The sequence below is a fragment of the Paraburkholderia graminis genome, assembly GCF_003330785.1.
Lineage (GTDB): Bacteria > Pseudomonadota > Gammaproteobacteria > Burkholderiales > Burkholderiaceae > Paraburkholderia > Paraburkholderia graminis.
The window spans coordinates 1,897,397-1,916,066 of record NZ_CP024935.1; the positions used below are offsets into that span (position 1 = coordinate 1,897,397).

Consider the following 18,670-nt stretch of genomic DNA (forward strand, 5'->3'; position numbering starts at 1 on the left):
GCCCGATATATGCCGTACTTCCAGAACCTCACATGACCGCCTACGCTTTAAGCCTGCTGGACAAGAGCCCGATCGCACGAGGCGAAACGCCGACCGAGGCGCTCAGGCGCACGGTCGAACTGGCGCGCCATGCGGAGTCATGGGGATACCGGCGCTACTGGCTCGCTGAACATCACAACACGAGTCAGCTCGCCTGCCCTTCGCCGGAAATCCTGATCGCTTATATCCTTGCACGCACCAATCGCATACGTGTCGGTTCGGGCGGCGTGATGCTGCAGCATTACAGTCCCTACAAGGTCGCGGAAAATTTCAATCTGCTGGCCTCGCTCGCGCCCGGCCGCGTCGATCTCGGCATCGGCAAGGCGCCTGGCGGTTTGCCGCTTTCGACGCGCGCGCTGCAATCGGCGCGCGACCCTGCGCACAAGCCCGATTTCGCTGCGCTCGCGTTCGAGCTGGACCGCTATCTCGCCGATGCTCTCGGCGCGAATCGCGAACACGATGCTGCCGACGGCGACGAGCAGTTCGGTTCCGTGCTGCGAGCCACGCCGCTGCCGCCTTCGCCTGCGCGCCCTTTTCTGCTCGGAGCAAGCGTCGAGAGCGCGGCGCTTGCGGCGCGGCTTGGCTGGGACTTCGTGTACGCGGCTCACATCAACGGCGCGCCGGACGAGATCGAGCGCGCGTTGGAGCGCTATCGCGCGGCATCGAACGGACGCAAGGCATTGCTGGCTCTCTCCGTCATAGCAGCAGAAAGCGCCGACGAAGCAGCGCGGCTCGCATCGGACACGCGGCGTTTTCGCGTGCAGGTCGGCGATCAGCAGCCGGTCACGGTGGGCAGCATCGCGCAGGCCGAAGAGTTCGTTCGTCAGGCAGGCGGCGGCGCTCATCGCATCGACGAACGCGAGAACCACATCGTGCATGGCACATCCGACGCGGTGCACGATGCGCTCAGTGAACTGCAAGACCGCTATGGCGTGGATGAATTCATCATCGACAATCCGGTGACGGATGCCGCGCAACGCATCGCCTCGGTTCGTTTGCTGGCGCGCGGACTTCAGCACGGCAAGACGCGCGAAGCCGCCGAAGCGGCGCGCGGCTGAAACGACTCAGCAACTCAATCACGTATCACGTATCGCGTATAAGCCACGACGGCATGCATGCGCCATGCCGTCGCGGCCTCCGGTCAGAACTTCACGCGCAAGCCTGAAAGCACGGCGACCTGACGGTTCGTCGACGAAGCCGTGCCGGCATCGGCAATCGCCGCGATGGTGCGGTAGCCCGAGCCGACCCGCGTCGATGCATCGCCGACGGCAAGCTGATACACGCCGGACAGATACACGTCGGTGCGCTTCGACAATGCATAGTCGACACCGAGCGTGAACTGATGCCAGCGCGGCTTCAGATTCGCGCCGCTGGTTCCCGGCAGATTCGTCGCGCGGCCATCCGTATAGGTGTAGACGCCGATCAGCGTCAGCGCAGGCGTGAACAGGTAGCGTGCATTCAGGTCGTAGTTGTTGAACTTGCGCGACGAGCCGTCGTTGTAGTCGAGCTGCGTGTGACTCCATGCAAAGCCGACCGTCGCGCGGCCGAATGCGTAGTTGGTGCCCGCCACCGCGATCTGCTGGCGCACCACGCCGCCGTTCAATCCGTAGAAGAACGCGCCGCTGTAATCGTCGCCGCTCGTGGTCGACGCGCCGCCGACCGCACCGCTCGTATTCGACGTCGTATCCGGATGATTGAGCACTACGTAGCCGCCGCCGATCGACAACGGTCCATTGACGTAGTTCGCCGAGATGCCCCATGCGCGGTTGTTGCCGAACCCTGTTCCGCTGCCGCCGCTGGCCTGATTGCTGAACGCATACAGGCCGTCCACCGTGAATCCGGCAATCGTGTCGCTGCGGAACTTGACGGCGTTATTGACGCGGAAAGTCTGGTTCAGATTGTCGTTATCGCCGATGTGGGTCGACGGCGACCAGAAACCGGAGCCCGCGTATTGCGCCGCGAGATCGGCGAGCGGCTCGTACTGGCGTCCAAGCGTCAATGTGCCGATGCCGGTTTTCTGGACGCCGACAAACGCCTGCCGTCCGAACTCGCGGCCGCCCTGAGCCAGCGTACCGTCGTTGGGACGGAAGCCGCCCTCGATCGTGAACACGGCCTTCCAGCCGTCGCCCAGATCCTCGTTGCCTTTGAGGCCCCATCGGCTGCCGCTGAGCTTGCCGCTCGTCTGCTGGAAGTTGCTCGCGCCCTTCTGATTGTTCGTGTAGGTGATGCCCGCATCCACGAGCCCGTACAACGTGACCGAGCTTTCCGCGTGAGCGGCGAGTGGAGTGATTGCAAGCAGACCGGCGGCGCTGGTGAGAGCGACTCGTTTCATCTTTACCCCTTGTTGTCGTGGTTAACATCATCGGCTGAAAGGGGTCCAATCTTAGGATCGCGAAATGCGGGAGACAAACATCGAAGTCGGGTTTGCTACGGATTGCTCCGTGCATTTGAAATTCAGCGAGACTTTAAATTGCAATTTCCCGGCACGCTTATCGCGGCTTGCATTGCGAGCGAGAACTGGCAATTGATAAGCAGAATTAGTTGTTTGGCGTTCGAAACGGCGCGTGATCTACTGCTTCGAATTCAAAGTTCTCTAGCAACGCTGCACGGTTGCCGGTGCGATCGCCACTACTTTCATCGTCATGTTCCGAACAATCACTATCCCGTCACCCTTCAAAAAACGCGCAGCCGGCGCGCTGCTGCTCGCCACCACGCTCAGCGCTCTCACCGCGCTAACGTCCATTAGCGCGCATGCCGCCGATGGCAAGAACACCGCGCAGGAATTGCGCGTCGGCTTCGTGCCTGGTCCTTACGCGGACGAATTCAAAGCGGGTGTCGAACCGCAACTGCGCAAGAAAGGCTATGCGATCAAGTACGTCGAGTTCAGTACAGGGCTCGAAGCAAATCAGGCCGTATATCGCGGCGAGATTGTCGCCGACGTGATGCAGCACGAGGTCTATCTGAAGTCGTATAACGAGCGCAACGGGACCGACCTCGTCGGCGTGGTGCAGGTGCCGACGCCGCCGATGGGTCTCTATTCGAAGAAGCACCGAACGCTGGCTGAAGTGAAACCCGGCGCGCGCGTCGCGGTGCCGAACGATCCGGTGAATCTCGAACGCGCGCTGAAGATCCTGCAGCGCATCGGCTGGATCAGGATCAAGCCGAACCCGAATCCCGTCGACGTCACCGAGCGCGACGTGATCGCCAATCCGGCCGGCATCAAGATTGTTCCGCTGGAATCGGCGCAAGCGCCGCGCGCGCTCGACGATGTGGATTACGCCGCGATTCAGGGCAATTTCGCTATTTTCAGCGGCCACAAACTGGCCGATGCGCTCGCGCTGGAAGAGATGACGCCGCCGTATATCAACCAGGTCGTCGTGAAGGCCGGCAACCGCAATGCGCGCGCGACGCAGGACATCGTCGACGCGTATCGGTCGGTGGAGTTTCAGCAGGCGATTCGCGGCAACCGCTTCTATGACGGCTTCAGGTTGCCAGCGTATTTCGCTAATGAGTGAGCGCGCTTATCGCAACCCGCAGCCTTGTCACGGCGCGATTTCCTCGAGGCTTCGTTCGCGCGTCTCTGTCATTCTGAGTGCGCAAATCGCGCCGACCACCGCCACCACGGCGAACATCACAAACACCGAGCCGATGCCCCGCTTATGCAGCAGCAGTCCCGCAAGCGACGGTCCGACCGCGGACGCAAGACGCAGCCAGGAAGTGGCGAGCCCGGTGCTCGTCGCGCGCATTCTGGTGGGATAAACCTCGGGCGTGTACAGGTACAGCACCGCCGCGATCGAACCGATCAGTCCATAACTCAGCGTGCCGAGCACCATTGCGCTCCATACGTCGTGCGCGGCAAAGAGCCCGAGGCATGCGAACAGAATCGCCGCCAGACAGAAAGCGGACACCGTCCAGTTGCGGCGGCCAACGCGATCGATCACATACGCGCAGATCAGCAGCAGCGCGACTTGTGCGACGTTGGTCATCGACGCGGCTCGCAGCGCGGTTTGCAGCGGCAGGTGATAAACCGAGCGATACAAGGTCGGCAGCCAGTTGTTCAAACTGTTCGCGATGAAAAACGCGGTCGCCCACAGCACCCACACGACGAGCGTGCGGCCGCGATAGAACGGCGAAAGCAGTTCGCGCCAGCCCGCGCGCGCATTCATCACGCCTTTGTTCGGCTGCTGGCGCCGGCCGGGTTCGATGCGGCGATCCGTGCTCGCTTCCATGTCGCGGATCACGGCTTCCGCTTCGTCGAATCGTCCTTTGGAAATCAGCCAGCGCGGCGATTCGGGCAAGCGCGCGATCAGCAGCGCGATCAGAAGCCCAGGCACCGCGCCGATCCAGAACATGATCTTCCAGCCGATGAGCGGCACGAGCCATGCGCCGATCTGTCCGGTCGCCATCAAACCGACCGGGAAAATCAGTTCGTATAGCAGAAAATATTTGCCGCGGCCGTGAGCGTTGGACAACTCGCTGATGTACGTCGCCGCGACCGGCATTTCACCGCCCACGCCGATTCCCTGAATGAATCTGCACACCAGCAGCACCGCGAAACTGCCGCTTAGCGCACAGCCCATGCTCATCACGGACATGATCGCAATGGCGATCGTCACGCTGCGAATTCGGCCGCGCCGTTCCGCGTACCAGCCGAACGTCAGCGCGCCGATGAATTGACCGATGTAGCTCGCGCCGATCAGCACGCCGATCTCGAGCGGCTCGATATGCCACAGACCGATCAGCACCGGAAGCACGAAGGCGATCGAGAGCGCGTCGAACGCATCGAAGAACGTCGCGCTGCCGACGATGATCCGCGCCTTCGTATGCCAGCGCGAAAACGGCACGCTCTCTATCCGGCGAATCAGCGCCGCGCTTGCAGCGTCGACAGCCGCTTCGACGGCCGCCGTCTGCGTGTCGTCGCGTGTGACTGCGCCCTGTAGCGTATTGCCATCCTGCATCGTCGTCTCCTGTTGCGGGTGCCCCGAGCGGCGTTCGGGCTGCGGCGCCCGATACGTCGTTCACGCATCCCCGTCGTTGTTATCAATGCAATGCGTACACCGCGACGAGCGCAAGGACGACCACCACGCCCAGTGCCCACGTCCAGTTTCTTGCGCTCGTGCCTGCCGCTGTCTGCGAAGTGGCGAGCGTGCCTGCGTGAGCGTCGGCAGAAGCGGTCGCCGGGCGTGCTTCATCTTCCGCCGTCTGCTGCGGCCCAATCACAGCCGCCGTGAAGCGCCCAAAAAAGTCCTCGGCCATTTTTCGCGCGACACCGTCGATCAGTCTCGCGCCCACTTGCGCGAGACGCCCCCCAACCTGCGCATGCGAGCGGTACACGAGCCGCGTGCCGCCGTTGTCGGCAAGCAGATCGACGTGCGCGCCGCCCTTGCCGAAGCCTGCCGCGCCGCCCGATCCTTCGAACGTCATCGAATACGACTGCGGCGGTTGTAAATCAGTCAGCACCATCTTGCCTTTGAAGCGCGCCTTGATCGGGCCGACGCTTGCAGCCATCACCATCTGAAACTGGTTGTCGTCGACGCGTTCGAACGACTCGCAGCCGGGCACCGAAGCCTTGAGGATTTCGGGGTCGTTCAATGCGGCCCATACGCGTTCGCGCGGCAGCGGCAAAATCTGTTCGCCTGTCAGTTCCATGTGCAACTCTCCTTGTCGTCCGTCAGCCGAGAATGTGTTCCCATTTCGCGCGCGTCTTGTCCTGCAGTTCCTTGCTCGCCTCGGCAACCTGCGGGAACTCCGCGAGAAAATCGAACGGACGGCACGCGTCGATAATCGCCTTCGAGTTGAACGGCGCCTTGTACGGATTCGCAATCGACATCGGATCGTTCTTCGACCCCATGCCGCGTTTGACAATGTCGATATCGATGTCCGGATCGGTGCGCGTCGCGACGGCCCACATCACCTCCTGAAGATTGGCCGGGTCGATGTCCTCGTCGACCACGATCGAATAGCGCGACATGTATGCGCCCACGCCGCACTGGCTGAGAATATGTCCTGCCTGCCGCGCGTGTCCCGCATAGCGCTGACGGATCGACACCACGTTGAACATGCGCGCGCCGCCGATCTCGTGCGCCCACACGCCGGCGACATCGGGCACGCCGGCCGCCTGAAGCGCATCGACGAGCAACGCCGAGCGCATCACGGCCTTCGAATACGAGTAGTCGTTCGGCGGCTTTGCGGGCGGGCTGCCCATGATGATCGGGTTGTTGCGATAGTAGATGCGCTCGATGGTCACCACCGGCGCGGTCTCCGCCTTGCCGGGGTAATAGCCGTGGAATTCGCCGAACGGCCCTTCGATCCTGACGTCGCCCGGATGCGCATAGCCTTCGATCACGATCTCCGATGCGCTCGGGAACGGCAGATCCGTCAACTGCCCTTTCACCACGGAGACCGGCTTCTTCAGGATCGCGCCGATATAGTTGTACTCGCACATGCCGAACGGCACTTCGATGCCTGAAATCAGGTAGCCGAGCGGATCGCAGCCGATCACGATCGCGACCGGAAACGGCTTGCCCGCCTTCATGTGCTTGTCGTACTGGATCGCGCCGTGCTTGCCCGGAATCATGTCGAGGCCGACATGATTGCGGTCGTGAATCATCACGCGGTACGTGCCGACATTGATCCACTCCGAGTCGAGATCTTTCGTCACCACCATGCAGCCGGTGCCGATATAACGGCCGCCATCTTTCTCATGCCACAGCGGCGCGGGAAACGAAAAGAGATCGACGTCGCCGCCGGTCTGCACGTTGTCGAACACGGGGCCGTCCGCCACCGTCACCGGATCGTATTCCTGTGCATGCGCCTGCCATTGCTTCGGCTTGCCGCGCAATGTCTCGACCAGCGCGCGGTGCGTCGGCTGATGTCCGACGCGCAGGATCGACGACAATCGCGCCGGGCTCGCGGTGCTGCATGTCAGCACGCGATGTCCTTGCGGATAGTCGGGGATATCGTCGAAAAGCAGCGCGGCGGGCCGCTCCTTCTTCACGTTCAACTCGCTGATCGCTCCGAGTTCCAGATTCCAGTCCGCGCCCGAAACGTCGGTCAGTTCGCCGAGCGCGCGCGCCTCGTCGAGCCATGCCCGCAGATCGAGCGGATGGGAAGTCGAGCTGTCTGTCACGTCGTGTGTCTCCGATAGTTTGGCGATTTGTATTCGTATTCGTATGCGGGATTGCGCGCGCCGTCGTCACGTGGCGCCGCTTCACTTGTTGATCGCCACAATGAGGCAATGCGGCGGCACACGCAAACGACCATCCTTCATGACAGGGATGAGAAGGATTCATGCGATGGTTGCAATGCGATCGTGCGAATGCGATCGTGACGAAGTGACCGCGGCGCTGCGGCCCGCCGCATGTCAGTTAAGTAAAGTTAAGTTCAGTCGAGCTCGCCAGGCGGGGCGCTCGACGGCTCGCGCCGGCCGTAACCGCCCGCATATTTGAAGGTGCCCTGCGCGGTGGCGATCAGCGTCTTCGAATCGATCCACGCCTCGCCGCGCGCGAAATAAACCGACCGCCCCTTGCGCTCGAGAAAGCCCTTGCCGATCAAGGTCTCGCCCACTCCCTTATCGAGGAAGTTGAGCGTCAGCGACAGCGTCACCGCGTGTATCGGCCGCAGCGGATCGGCGCTATAAAGCCCCGCATAACCGCAGGCCGCATCGAGCAGCGTCGCCACCACGCCGCCTTGCAGCACGCGTTGCCGGTTCAGCAATTCGGGCTGCAAGTTCAGGCGAAACTCCGCATAGCCATCGCGCCAGGCCGTGCGCGACAAGCCGAGGCTGGCAAGAAACGGATTTTCCAGCACATCGATATCCACTGTTGTTCTCTCCCTATCCGCGCGTGAACGGGCCTGACTGCCCAACGTTTCGGTTCTTCGCGCGCGGCCCGGCACATTGACGTTCCGGGTTTGTAACGATTGATTAATGTGCGCCGATAGACGACGCTTCGCTCGACCGGACCAAGAGTGCATGAGCGCTTTCCACGCGCGCAAACTAACTTTTCTCATGCCTGCATGAAAAAGTTTCATTTCCTCGGGGTCCGTAACCAGCCGATCATCCAGGCATCGGTGCGGCTTTCCGCGGGGCGGCCTTCCGCAGGGCGGCTCTCCGCAGGGCGGCTTTCCGCAGGGCCGCCGACACGTATTCCCGCGCCCGTGCGAGGCGCCTCGCGCGCCGATGAAACCCGCTAAGATCCACTACCCAGGCGTTCCTGCATTGCGCTGACAACAGATGAGACCCTATATCCCTTCGCTTCAGAGCCTGCTCGCATTCGAAGCTGCCTCGCGGCATTTGAGCTTCACCCGCGCGGCACAGGAACTCGAGTTGACGCAGACGGCCATCAGCCACCAGATCAAGACGCTCGAAGACCGGCTCGAAGTCAAGCTTTTCGTGCGGCGCCGAAACGTGCTCACACTCACGCCGGCGGCACGCGAGTATCTCGATTCGGTGCATGAGGCGATCAATCTGCTGTCCATCGCCACGGCGCACGCGCGCAAGAAAAAACCCAGCACCGTGCTCACGGTGACGTGCCTGCCCACCTACGCAGTCAAATGCCTGATCCCCGCGCTGCCCGAATTCCAGCGTGCTCATCCGGACATCACCGTGCACGTCGCAACCAGTTCGACGTTCAACGAGTTCGATCGCAACAGCTACGACGTCGCGATCCGTTACGGCTCCGGGCGCTGGGCGTCGGCGCGCTCCGACCGTCTGCATGGCGAGGAATTTTTTCCCGTGTGCTCGCCCGCGGTGCTCGAAGAAGCCGGCAAGTTCGGATCGGTCGCGGAAGTGCTCGCACGCATGCGGCAGATTCGCACGTACTTTTATTCGATGTATCAGGACGACTGGCCCGCGTGGCTCGAAGCGGCCGTGCATGAGCCCGTCGAATTCGCCGGCGAATCCGTTTTCCATTTGCAGCTCACGTCGCTCGCGGCGGCCGTGGACGGCGTCGGCATTGCAATCGGCCGCACGCCGCTCGTGAACGGCGATCTGGCGAGCGGCAAACTCGTGGCGCCGTTCGACGTGCGTGTGCCGTCGAATTCCGCGTATTTCGTTTCGTCGCCGACCGACAAGGCACGCACGAAGAAAGTGGAAGCCTTCCGTGAATGGGCGCTCGCGCGGCTCGGCGAAAACCGCGATCGCGGCGAGACCGCGGCGCAATGCGAGGCCGCCTCGCCTTCCGTGCCCGAGCCCTGCTGAGCTCATGGTCAGCACGCATCCGCCCACGAACGATCCGCCTTTTCGCACTGTCGCGGCCCTGCTCGAACAGCATCGGCGCGCGACGCCCAACAAGCCTGCCATCGTCGATGTCGAGCGGCGCGTGAGCATGAGCTTCGAGCAACTCGCGCAATCGGTCGAGACGATCGCCAGACAATTCGCGCGGCGTGGCGTGACGAGAGGCACGCGCGTCGTGCTCGCCGACTGCGATGCGCCCGACAAGCTGCTGCTGTGGCTCGGCGCGTGGCGGCTCGGTGCAATCGTGTGTCCGCTCGACGTGCCCTTCGTCGGCGTAAAGATCGCACGGCAGTTGCTCGACACGATCAGGCCGAAGCTGATCGTGTTTCCCGTCGACGCCGTGGACCCCGCCGACACCTCCGTCGCCGCAGCGAACGTGCAGGTCGTGCGCTTCGTTTCGTGGGCCTCGGCCGGCCGCGAGAACATCGGCTGCGATGGCGACATCATCTCGCTCGAAGCAGGCGCGCACGACGGCACGCCGCTACCCGATGGCGCAACCGTATGCACGCTTCGCGACATTGCGTCGATGTGCTGCACGTCGGGCACGACCGGCATTCCGAAGATCGTCGTCTACGATCACCAGTCGTACTGGCTCAACGGCCTCGACAGTATCGACCTGCTCGGTTCGAGCCGCGACGACCGCATGCTCGAATACCGTTCGTTCGACTGGTACTCGGCGCAGATACTGAGCTTCATTCCGTTCCTGCAACTCGGTTCGACACTATGCGTCGCGCGCCGCTTTTCGCGCAGCAGCTTCGGCGACTGGATCCGCGATCAGCGCATTACCGTTTGCGCGGGCGTGCCCACGGTGCTCAACATGCTTCTCGAAGCACCGCTCGAGGTGAGCGCCGACACGTTCTCGTCGCTGCGCGCGATGACATGCAGCACAGCGCCGCTATCGCCCGTTCAATGGATGCGCTTCGAAAAGCGCTACGGCATTCGCATCCTCAATCTGTATGGGTCGTCGGAAGCGGGATGGATGTGCGGCAACCGGCTCGAGCATCGCAAGCTCGGGACGGTCGGTTATCCGGCCGCGCATATCCGCTTCGAGATCGTGGATGCCGACGGTATGCCGTGCGCTGCCGGCGTCGAAGGCCAGGTTGTCGTCGACGGTGACAAGCTCGCGCTCGGCGTGCTTCAGCAAGACGGCTCGCTGCTGCCGATTCGCGGCGCGCCGCTCTTCACGCGGGATATCGCCGCACGCGACACGGACGGCTTCGTGCGCATGGCGGCTCGCATGGACGATCTCATCATTCGTGGTGGCGTGAAGATCGTGCCGCAGGAGATAGAGGATGTGATGCGTACGCATCCTCATGTGCAGGACGTCGCGGCGCTCGGTGTGCCCGACCCGGTGTATGGACAGGAAACGGTCTGCTTCGTGGTGCTGCAGCCGGACATCGCGCCGAACGTGGAGGCGCTGCGTGCGCATTGCCGGCGGCATCTGCCGCGTGAAAAGATGCCGATGAATATCTATCCGGTTGCAGCGCTGCCGCGCAGCGCGCGCGGCAAGATCTTGCGCGACGCACTGCGTCAGCAATGGTGGGGGATCGTCAGCTCAGGGCCGGAGTTGCCGGAGGCGGATCAAGACCAGGAGTAGGTCGTCGTCGCGCATCGCGAGCATCGCGCCGACGGGGCGCGGACTCGAACCCCACGTGCGCGTCACCGTGACGGGTACGACGCGGCGGCGCGGCGCGAGCCAGTCGACGGCATTGCGCAGCACGCTCACGTCGATGCTGTCCATCGTGTCCTCCGTAAAGCGGCGCGTTTATGCGCCGCGATGCGCGACCATCTGCAGCTCGACGAGAAAGCCGTGGTGCAGCTCGGGCACCGGCACGACCGCGCGCGCCGGCTTGTGAGCGCCGAAATACCCCGCGTAGAGCCGGTTGAACTCCGGCCAGTTCTTCACATCGACGATGTACGCGGTGCATTGCACGACGTCGGTCAGCGCGCAGCCCGCCGCGGCCAGCACCTGCTCGCAATGAGCGAGCGTGGCGCGCACCTGGCGCTCGAAGTTGTCGGAGCCGTCGGTGGCCACGCCCGGCCCCGGCAGCATGCCCGAGACGAACGTGAAGCCGCCCGCCTGCACAGCCTGCGAATAGTGGCCGCCCGGAGACGGCGCATTGTCGGTGAAAATGAAATTCATGGTTCAAACCTCTTCTGGTAAGGGTTGGCCGCGCGTTTCCGGCAGCCACGGCGCGAGCGCGAGGCCGACCAGATAGATGAAGCCGACTATGACCGCCGCATGACCGTAGCCGCCGAAGCGGGTGATCAGTGTGCCGGCGACGAGCGGCCCCGTCCACGCAAGAAAGCGCGGAACATTGAAGCACAGCGCGATAGCGGTGCCGCGTACGCGCGTCGGATAAAGCTCGGGCAGCCACGTGGGCATCCACGTATATTGACCGAGGCTGAAAAAGCCTGCCACGCAGGCGACCGCCAGCAGCAGGCCGACGTCGTGCGTCCACATGAAGAGCACCGGCGTCAGCACGAACGCCATCGCGAAGAATAGACAGGTGATGCGCTTGCGGCCATAGGCGTCGGCGAGAAAGCCGAGGCCAATATAACCGCTGATCGCGCCGACGTTGTAGGCCATGCCGGCAAAGCTCGCCCATGAGGCCGCCGAAAGCCCGGCACGCGCCGCGACCGAGCCGATGTAGGGCGGCACCCATGTCGAGATGCCCCACCAGCCGAGCGTCGTGCTAAGCGACATCAGCACGGCGATCCACGTGCGGCGGCGCAGCTTCGCATCGGCCAGCAGATCGACGAGCGTAAAGCGCGCGAGCGACTGTTCGCGCGCGTCGAGCGTCATGCCCGACTTCCTGCGCGCGAGCGTCGCCTTGCGCTCCGTGTTCACACGCTGCCATTGCTCGGACTCGGGAATGCCCGCGCGCATCCACAGCGTCGCGAGACCGGGCAGCACGCCGATCAGATACATGTAGCGCCATGCATGCTCGCCTGCGCCGCTCATGAAAAGCCATATCAGCGACGCGACGAAAAAGCCCGTGCCGAGGCCGCACTGCATGAGCCCCGCGCCTTTGCCGCGATGCCGGTCCGGCCAGATTTCCGCGGTCATTGCGGTGCCCGTCGCCCACTCCGATCCCATCGCGAGACCGACGATGAAGCGCAGCGCCGCGAACGATGTCCAGTCCCACGACAGCGCGCTCAAACCGGTGGTCAGCGAATACGCGAGAATCGCGAACATCATCATCCGTTTGCGGCCGATATAGTCGGTCAGGATGCCGCCGATCAATCCGCCGATGCCCCAGCCGAGCAGCGTCAATGCGATCACCAGTCCCGCGTAGAACGGAATCTGCGCGTGGCCCGACGCCGGCAGCAACTGGCCGAGCGCGCCGCCCACGGTCAGAACCAGTGCGTAAGTTTCGTAGCCGTCGAAGAACCAGCCGAGATTGGACGCGATCAATGCGCTCCATTGCTGGCGGTTGATCGAGCGATACCAGACGGCATGGGTTGCGTCGTCCAGGGCGACCCGCGGCTCGCCGCCCAGGCTGCCGCGCGTGCCGCCGCCGGAGCTTTCCTCCAGAGGGTGCTGCATCGACTGTCTCCTCGATGTCGTTATCGCGCGCCATGCCGTCTGTTGTTCTTCAGACGCGCGTCACTGCGTTGATTTGCCGTTGTTTGCAGGCGCGCTACGCGGCCACGACGGCGACCGTCGCCTTCGACTTGCGCATTTGCGCGGCGAGCTTGACGGCCTCGATGATCTCCGGATACGCGGCGCAACGGCAAAGATTGCCCGACAGGAAATTGCGGATCTCGGCTTCGCTCGGGTCCGGATTGCGGTCGAGCAACTGGCGGCTCATCAGTATGAAGCCTGACGTGCAAAAGCCGCATTGAAACGCGCCGCACTCGATGAACGCCTGCTGCACCGGATCGAGTTCTCCATTGGCGTCCAGGTTTTCGATCGTGCTGACTTCACCGCCGTCGGCCATTGCGGCGAGATAGAGACAGCCCGACACGCTCTCGCCGTTGACGATCACCGTGCAGCATCCGCACAAGCCCTGACCGCAGCTTTCGCGGGCGCCATATAGCGCGAACTGCTGACGCAGCACGTCGAGAATCGTGTGATGCGGTTCGACCTCGGCGCTCACGCGCTCGCCGTTCAGCGTGAATTGAATGTTGATGGAAGTAGCGCTCATGTTTATTCCTCGGATAGCGGTTCATTGCGCGCGGCGCACAGCGCACGGTACACACGCTCGGGCGTGAGCGGCAGCGACTTCAGACGCACGCCGACCGCGTCTTCGATGGCCTCGGCAATCGCCGACGCAACGCCGAATGTCGAACTCTCGCCGACGCCTTTCGCGCCGAACGGCCCGTTGCTCTGCACCGAGTCGACGGTCTCGCGCCCGATGACCGGCGGAATATCGTGGATGCCCGGAATCTTGTACTCGGCGAACGACGCATTGCGAAGCTGCCCGACCTCGTCGAACTCCATGCGCTCGAACAGCGAAATGCCGAGCTGCATGATGGCCGCGCCGGAGATCTGCGTGTCGACCACCTTCGGATTGATCGGCGTGCCGCAATCCACCACATGCTCGAAGCGCAGCAGCTTGAAGTGGCCCGTCTCCGTATCCACTTCGACTTCGACGCCGCAGCCGCCCACCATCCAGTTCGGTGTGATGTTCTCCGACTGCCCTGTCTCGTGTTCCGGCGACTTGTACGGCGGAATAAAGCTGCCTATGCCGACGATGTTGCCCGCCTGCATGCCGTACTTGCGCCGCAGCAGTTCGCCCGCGCGGCTCGCGGGCGCGGCCGGCACGCCGAGTTCATCGGCGAGTTCGGCGAGTTTGCGGTTCACGTCTTCAGCGGCGAGACGCACCGCGTGTCCCATGTGGAATGTCGAGCGCGAGCCGAGCGTCGCCATGTCGTAGGGCGTCACGTCCGTATCGGGCCGCATCACGCGGATGCGTTCGGCGGGAATGCCGAGCACTTCGCCGGCCATCAGCGCAATCGCGGTTTCCGACGCCTGGCCCATGTCGACCGTGCTCGAATAAACCGTGCAACTGCCGTCGCCCGCGAGGCTCACCATCGCCATCGACGTGGTGGGCGCCACCAGCGCCTTGAAGCCGACTCCAATGCCGCGCCCGCGCCGCAGCGTGCCTGTGCCGCGCTCGAACGGCGCCGCCCAGTTCATTCGCTGCGCGACGCGTTCGAGCACGAGACCGATCGCCGCGTCGTGCATCGGCGTGCCGGTTGCATGCGGACGCCCTTCGCGCAGAATATTGCGGCGGCGGAATTCGAGCGGATCGATGCCAAGCGCGCGCGAAATCATATCGGCGTGGCTCTCGTAAGCCCACACCATCTGCGGAATGCCGAAGCCGCGAAATGCGCCCGCAGGCGGCAGATTCGTGTAGACCTGATACGAATCGATCCAGACGTTCTCGATGTCGTACGGACCCGAAGCGGTAAAGCCCGACTTCTGCGTGACGCGCGGCCCGATATCGGCATACGCGCCGCCGTTCCACCAGACCTCGCATTTGCGCGCGGCAATGCGGCCTTCTTCGTTTACCGCCGTTTTCATGCGGAACGTGGTGGCGTGCTTGGTGATCGTGAAGAACTGCTCTTCCATTGTCAGCGAGATTTTCACGTTGCGCCGCGACAGCAGCGCCAGCGCGACGACGAGTGCTTCGAGCTTGATATACAGCTTCGCGCCGAAGCCGCCGCCGAGCAGCGCCGACTTCACGCGCACGCGGTTCTCGTCCCAGCCGAGCAGACGCGCGATTTCGATGCGCACGAACGACGGGCTCTGCGAAGCCGTATGCACCGTCAGCATTCCCGTGCCCATATCCGGCTCGGCAAGCGAGACCATCGGCTCGAGCGGCGTGTGCATCACCTGCTGCGTGGTGAACGTGTCGTCGAATACATGCGCGGCGCTTGCGAAGGCCGCCTCCACGTCGCCGCGCCGCAACTGGAAATCGAGCGCGACATTGGTGCCTTTGCGTCCGGCAAGATGCTTCAGGTCCGGGAACGTACCCGCTGGGCGCAGGAAGTCGTGCACGAGTACATCCGATTGCGCGGCCTCGACTTCGTTGAACACGGCCGGCAATTCCTCGTATTCGGCCATGATCAGATGCGTTGCCTCTTCGGCGATATGCGGATCGGCCGCGAGCACGACGGCAACCGGCTCGCCGATGTAGCGCACTTTATCCAGCGCGAGAATCGGCTGGTCGTGAAACGCCGGGCCATAGTAAGGCTCGGGAATCACCTTGCGAATATCTTCGCCGGTGTACACGGCGAATACGCCCTCCATTTCACGCGCGGCGCTCGTGTCGATGCCGACAATCCTTGCGTGCGCCATCGTGCTGCGAAAAATCTTGCCGTACAGCATGCGCGGCAGCACGAGGTTATGAATGTACTCCGCGCGGCCCGTCACTTTCGAGCGCGCTTCGAGCCGGTTCAATGCGCGGCCCACCTGCTTTTGTGCTGGCTGTTCTTCCAGCGCCTTGTCGATCTTCATCACGCATGATCCCCGAATTGAGCGGCGCGTCCGCTCGCGGCGGCCAGCGCCGTGCGCACCGCGCGGCCCAGATAGACCTTCAGCAGTTGCTTCTTGTAACTCGCGGACCCATGAGGATCGCCGACGATATCGAGTTGCGCCGCAGCCGCTTCGCCCGCTTCACGCAGAATCGCGTCGTCGGGCGCCGCGCCGCGAAGCAGCGCCTCGGCATGCGTGAGCCGTGTCGGCCGGTCCGTCGCCGCGCCGACAATCACGCTCGCGCGGCCGATGCGCGGCCCCTCTATATCGAGCACGACAGCCACGCCGAGCGCAGGCCAGTCATGCGCCGCGCGGGTCGTGACCTTCATGTACGCAGCGGGCCGGCCGGCTTGCGGCGGCACGATCACTTCGGAGATGAGTTCATCGCGAGCGAGCACGGTTTCGTAATAGCCCGTGCACAATTGCTCGACGGGCACCGTGCGTTCGCCGTGCGGACCCGTGATCGTCACGCGTGCGCCGAGCGCGCTCAGCACCGGCGGCATATCCATATGAGGATCGGCGTGACCGAGGTTGCCGCCGATGGTCGCCACATTGCGCACTCGCACATTCGACAGCGTGCGCAACGTGCGGGCGATGAGCGGCCATCCCTCCTTCACGACCGGCGAATGCTCGAGCGTCGCGAGCCGCGTCAATCCGCCGATACGCAACTCGCCGTTGTCGTCCAGGCGAACCTGCGCATAGTGCGGCTCGATATCGCGCAAACTGACGAGCCGCGTCGGCCGCAGCACGCCGGCCTTCATCATCAACATCACCGCGGTGCCGCCGCCCACCGGGCGAATATCCGGGTCTTCCGGGTCCAGCAGCGCAATCGCTTCCTTCAGCGACCGTGGCTTCGCGAGCTCAAACGGAATCATCCAGGCACTCCTTGTTGCGCGTATTCGTTGCAGGTTTCTTGTGCATCTAGCGGGCGCAGCCTGCGCGATCGAGCAGCGCGTGCAGTTCGCGCGCGACGATGTCGGGCGTTTCCAGCGGCGTCAGATGACGCGCCTTCGGGATCTCGGTGAAGGTCGATCCGGCGATGCCCGCGTGCAACGCGCGCGCCATCGCGGGCGTCGCCGCATAGTCCTCTTCACCGACGATCACGCACGTCGGCACTTTCACCTTCGCCATCAGCGCGCGGCCGTCGAACGAACCGAGCATGCGGCCCGTCGCGGCGAACGCGGCAACGTCGTTGCGTAGAAAGGTGTCCACGCAACGTTGCACCACTTGCGGATGCGCGGCGCGAAACGCGTCGCTGAACCAGCGCGTGGTCTGGAATTCGACCAGCGGCGCAAGGCCGCCCGCCTCGGCCTTCTGGGCGCGCGCGTCCCAGTCCTGCGGCGCCGTCTCGCCGTACCACGCGGTCGTGTCGATCAAGCCCGCGCCGATCGCATCAGGACATGTGGCCGCGAATTGCAGCGCGACGCAGCCGCCCATCGACGCGCCCGCGATCAGCACATTGCGAAAGTCCGTCGCGCGCAGCACGTCGTAGACGTCCTGCGCAAACAGCGACACCGTGTACGGACCAGCCGGCTTGCCGGACGCGCCGTGACCGCGCGCATCGATGGCGAGCACAGCAGCGCGCGGCAACAGCCGCTCGACGACAGGCGCCCAGAAGTGACGGTCCATCGCGAGCGAATGCACGAGCACCACGCGCACCGTGTTGTCTTTTGCGCCGTAGAGGGTGTAGCCGATTTGCGTGCCGTCACGCACGGTAACGTGCGACGACACGACATCGGGACTGATCGGTTGATTCATTGCGTGCTCCACTGGCTATCGGATGCGTTCGAGTTCGGGTCATCGAGCCCTCAGCCGGATATTGCGGGCTCGCCGTTGGACCGGCAAACGACGATCTTTCATGTAAAGCATGAAAACAATTCATCGCTTGCGAACGGGCGTTTCATCGCATCGACGACGATGCGCGTTTCGTTATTGCGCATCGCGCCGCCGCACGCAGCGGATGAATTTCTCTCATATGCGGCATGAACAATTAGCGTTTGCCCGGCGCATGGCTGGCGGTCAATCTTGCTGCCAGAGCATGCCGGCGCATGTCCGCGCGCGGTCTCTTCCAGTTCTTCCCGCTCTTCCGCTTCTCAACCATAAAGGTCGAATGCCGTGAACTTCACCAGGAAAGTCCTGAGTTCGCAGTGGGTCCGTCCGCTGCTGCTTATCGTGGTCATCGTGCTTGCGTGGGATCTCGTGATACGCATCTTCAAGATTCCGCCGTATCTGGTGCCGACGCCCGAAGCGATCTTCCATCAGATCGCGGCGCAATGGTCGATGCTGCTGGAAGAGTCGTTGCCGACGCTCTACGCGACGCTCGGCGGCTTCGCGCTTTCGGTGCTGATCGGCGTGCCGATCGCGATGCTGGTCGCCGCGTCGCCGCTGATCGAGAGCTACCTGTACCCGCTCGTCGTGTTTTCGCAGAGCATTCCGAAGGTGGCGATCGCGCCGCTTTTTGTGGTCTGGTTCGGCTTCGGACTCTTTCCGCGCATACTCGTTGCGTTCCTGCTCGGCTTCTTTCCGGTGGTCGTATCGACGGTGATGGGCTTCAAATCGGTCGAGAAGGATCTGACCGATCTGGCGAAGTCGATGGGCAGTTCGCCGGTGAAAACGTTCTTCAAGATCAGCCTGCCGCACGCGCTTCCGTCGATCTTCGCAAGCATGAAGGTGTCGATCACGCTCGCTGTCGTCGGCGCGGTGGTCGGCGAATTCGTCGGCGCGAATTCGGGACTCGGCTTCGTGCTGCAACGTGCAAACGGCAACTTCGACCAGCCGCTGATCTTCTCGGCGCTGGTCGTGCTGTCGGTGATCGGCGCTCTGCTGTTCGTCGCCATCGACATGCTGGAGCGCATCGCGATTCCGTGGCATGCGTCGCATCGCTCGCGGCTGCTTGGACGCGCTTGACG

At 63.4% G+C, this 18,670-nt stretch carries 16 protein-coding genes and 1 pseudogene; 5 read left to right on the top strand and 12 right to left on the bottom strand.

What is annotated here, in order from left to right:
• The first annotated feature begins 32 nt into the window (after positions 1 to 32).
• The gene (locus CUJ91_RS26625; RefSeq protein WP_114158073.1) at positions 33 to 1,097 is read left to right on the top strand and encodes an LLM class flavin-dependent oxidoreductase; all 1,065 of its coding nucleotides are present in this window, start codon (positions 33 to 35) and stop codon (positions 1,095 to 1,097) included.
• Positions 1,098 to 1,180: 83 nt separating this feature from the next.
• Here CUJ91_RS26625 and CUJ91_RS26630 read toward each other — a convergent pair whose 3' ends face one another.
• Positions 1,181 to 2,371: a porin gene (locus tag CUJ91_RS26630; protein WP_114157562.1), complete on the bottom strand. Its 1,191-nt coding sequence runs from the start codon at positions 2,369 to 2,371 to the stop codon at positions 1,181 to 1,183.
• Between the two features lie 310 nt (positions 2,372 to 2,681).
• On the opposite strand from CUJ91_RS26630, the gene CUJ91_RS26635 reads away from it, so the two are divergent.
• Complete coding sequence (locus tag CUJ91_RS26635) at positions 2,682 to 3,554, top strand: MetQ/NlpA family ABC transporter substrate-binding protein (RefSeq protein WP_053860166.1); 873 nt, start codon at positions 2,682 to 2,684, stop codon at positions 3,552 to 3,554.
• A 27-nt stretch (positions 3,555 to 3,581) separates the two neighbouring features.
• Here CUJ91_RS26635 and CUJ91_RS26640 read toward each other — a convergent pair whose 3' ends face one another.
• The 4 genes from CUJ91_RS26640 to CUJ91_RS26655 all read right to left on the bottom strand — a co-directional run bounded on the left by CUJ91_RS26640 (position 3,582) and on the right by CUJ91_RS26655 (position 7,860).
• A complete protein-coding gene (locus CUJ91_RS26640) occupies positions 3,582 to 4,997 on the bottom strand; it encodes an MFS transporter (protein ID WP_053860165.1) in 1,416 nt (471 codons plus the stop codon).
• Between the two features lie 82 nt (positions 4,998 to 5,079).
• Entirely contained in the window at positions 5,080 to 5,688 is a 609-nt protein-coding gene (locus CUJ91_RS26645) for an SRPBCC family protein (protein WP_107709556.1), read from the bottom strand.
• A 22-nt stretch (positions 5,689 to 5,710) separates the two neighbouring features.
• Positions 5,711 to 7,168 (bottom strand): UbiD family decarboxylase, encoded by a 1,458-nt coding sequence (locus tag CUJ91_RS26650; RefSeq protein ID WP_107709554.1) that lies wholly within the window; start codon positions 7,166 to 7,168, stop codon positions 5,711 to 5,713.
• 254 nt (positions 7,169 to 7,422) lie between these two features.
• Positions 7,423 to 7,860 (bottom strand): PaaI family thioesterase, encoded by a 438-nt coding sequence (locus tag CUJ91_RS26655; protein ID WP_029970240.1) that lies wholly within the window; start codon positions 7,858 to 7,860, stop codon positions 7,423 to 7,425.
• Between the two features lie 412 nt (positions 7,861 to 8,272).
• Between CUJ91_RS26655 and CUJ91_RS26660 the strand changes: the two genes are divergently transcribed.
• Positions 8,273 to 9,238 (top strand): LysR substrate-binding domain-containing protein, encoded by a 966-nt coding sequence (locus tag CUJ91_RS26660; protein WP_006049804.1) that lies wholly within the window; start codon positions 8,273 to 8,275, stop codon positions 9,236 to 9,238.
• A gap of 4 nt (positions 9,239 to 9,242) precedes the next feature.
• The gene (locus CUJ91_RS26665; protein WP_114157563.1) at positions 9,243 to 10,871 is read left to right on the top strand and encodes a class I adenylate-forming enzyme family protein; all 1,629 of its coding nucleotides are present in this window, start codon (positions 9,243 to 9,245) and stop codon (positions 10,869 to 10,871) included.
• Here CUJ91_RS26665 and CUJ91_RS26670 read toward each other — a convergent pair.
• From CUJ91_RS26670 to CUJ91_RS26700, 7 genes and pseudogenes are all read right to left on the bottom strand, one after another.
• Positions 10,863 to 11,015 (bottom strand): annotated as a pseudogene (locus CUJ91_RS26670) (XdhC family protein); the annotation flags it as partial. The gene CUJ91_RS26665 and the pseudogene CUJ91_RS26670 sit on opposite strands and share 9 nt — an antisense overlap.
• A 24-nt stretch (positions 11,016 to 11,039) precedes the next feature.
• Positions 11,040 to 11,417, bottom strand: a complete 378-nt coding sequence (locus tag CUJ91_RS26675; protein ID WP_114157564.1) for a RidA family protein — start codon at positions 11,415 to 11,417, stop codon at positions 11,040 to 11,042.
• Between the two features lie 3 nt (positions 11,418 to 11,420).
• Positions 11,421 to 12,824, bottom strand: a complete 1,404-nt coding sequence (locus CUJ91_RS26680) for an MFS transporter (RefSeq protein WP_114157565.1) — start codon at positions 12,822 to 12,824, stop codon at positions 11,421 to 11,423.
• Positions 12,825 to 12,918: 94 nt separating this feature from the next.
• Positions 12,919 to 13,425, bottom strand: a complete 507-nt coding sequence (locus CUJ91_RS26685; RefSeq protein ID WP_006049809.1) for a (2Fe-2S)-binding protein — start codon at positions 13,423 to 13,425, stop codon at positions 12,919 to 12,921.
• A gap of 2 nt (positions 13,426 to 13,427) precedes the next feature.
• Positions 13,428 to 15,743 (bottom strand): xanthine dehydrogenase family protein molybdopterin-binding subunit, encoded by a 2,316-nt coding sequence (locus tag CUJ91_RS26690; RefSeq protein ID WP_114157566.1) that lies wholly within the window; start codon positions 15,741 to 15,743, stop codon positions 13,428 to 13,430.
• Positions 15,743 to 16,636 carry an FAD binding domain-containing protein gene (locus CUJ91_RS26695; protein WP_006049811.1) on the bottom strand — a complete coding sequence of 298 codons (894 nt, stop codon included), beginning with the start codon at positions 16,634 to 16,636 and terminating at the stop codon, positions 15,743 to 15,745. The genes CUJ91_RS26690 and CUJ91_RS26695 overlap by 1 nt, the downstream gene beginning before the upstream one ends.
• Before the next feature lie 46 nt (positions 16,637 to 16,682).
• Complete coding sequence (locus CUJ91_RS26700) at positions 16,683 to 17,519, bottom strand: alpha/beta fold hydrolase (protein WP_029970234.1); 837 nt, start codon at positions 17,517 to 17,519, stop codon at positions 16,683 to 16,685.
• A 357-nt stretch (positions 17,520 to 17,876) separates the two neighbouring features.
• On the opposite strand from CUJ91_RS26700, the gene CUJ91_RS26705 reads away from it, so the two are divergent.
• Positions 17,877 to 18,668, top strand: a complete 792-nt coding sequence (locus tag CUJ91_RS26705) for an ABC transporter permease (protein ID WP_029970232.1) — start codon at positions 17,877 to 17,879, stop codon at positions 18,666 to 18,668.
• Positions 18,669 to 18,670 lie beyond the last annotated feature (2 nt).

What these genes read in the sequence shown, in the direction of transcription:
- CUJ91_RS26625 (WP_114158073.1), top strand. Translation starts at nt 33, where the DNA reads ATGACCGCCTACGCTTTAAGCCTGCTGGACAAGAGCCCGATCGCACGA.
- CUJ91_RS26630 (WP_114157562.1), bottom strand. Translation starts at nt 2,371, where the DNA reads ATGAAACGAGTCGCTCTCACCAGCGCCGCCGGTCTGCTTGCAATCACT.
- CUJ91_RS26635 (WP_053860166.1), top strand. Translation starts at nt 2,682, where the DNA reads ATGTTCCGAACAATCACTATCCCGTCACCCTTCAAAAAACGCGCAGCC.
- CUJ91_RS26640 (WP_053860165.1), bottom strand. Translation starts at nt 4,997, where the DNA reads ATGCAGGATGGCAATACGCTACAGGGCGCAGTCACACGCGACGACACG.
- CUJ91_RS26645 (WP_107709556.1), bottom strand. Translation starts at nt 5,688, where the DNA reads ATGGAACTGACAGGCGAACAGATTTTGCCGCTGCCGCGCGAACGCGTA.
- CUJ91_RS26660 (WP_006049804.1), top strand. Translation starts at nt 8,273, where the DNA reads ATGAGACCCTATATCCCTTCGCTTCAGAGCCTGCTCGCATTCGAAGCT.
- CUJ91_RS26665 (WP_114157563.1), top strand. Translation starts at nt 9,243, where the DNA reads ATGGTCAGCACGCATCCGCCCACGAACGATCCGCCTTTTCGCACTGTC.
- CUJ91_RS26675 (WP_114157564.1), bottom strand. Translation starts at nt 11,417, where the DNA reads ATGAATTTCATTTTCACCGACAATGCGCCGTCTCCGGGCGGCCACTAT.
- CUJ91_RS26680 (WP_114157565.1), bottom strand. Translation starts at nt 12,824, where the DNA reads ATGCAGCACCCTCTGGAGGAAAGCTCCGGCGGCGGCACGCGCGGCAGC.
- CUJ91_RS26685 (WP_006049809.1), bottom strand. Translation starts at nt 13,425, where the DNA reads ATGAGCGCTACTTCCATCAACATTCAATTCACGCTGAACGGCGAGCGC.
- CUJ91_RS26690 (WP_114157566.1), bottom strand. Translation starts at nt 15,743, where the DNA reads ATGAAGATCGACAAGGCGCTGGAAGAACAGCCAGCACAAAAGCAGGTG.
- CUJ91_RS26695 (WP_006049811.1), bottom strand. Translation starts at nt 16,636, where the DNA reads ATGATTCCGTTTGAGCTCGCGAAGCCACGGTCGCTGAAGGAAGCGATT.
- CUJ91_RS26700 (WP_029970234.1), bottom strand. Translation starts at nt 17,519, where the DNA reads ATGAATCAACCGATCAGTCCCGATGTCGTGTCGTCGCACGTTACCGTG.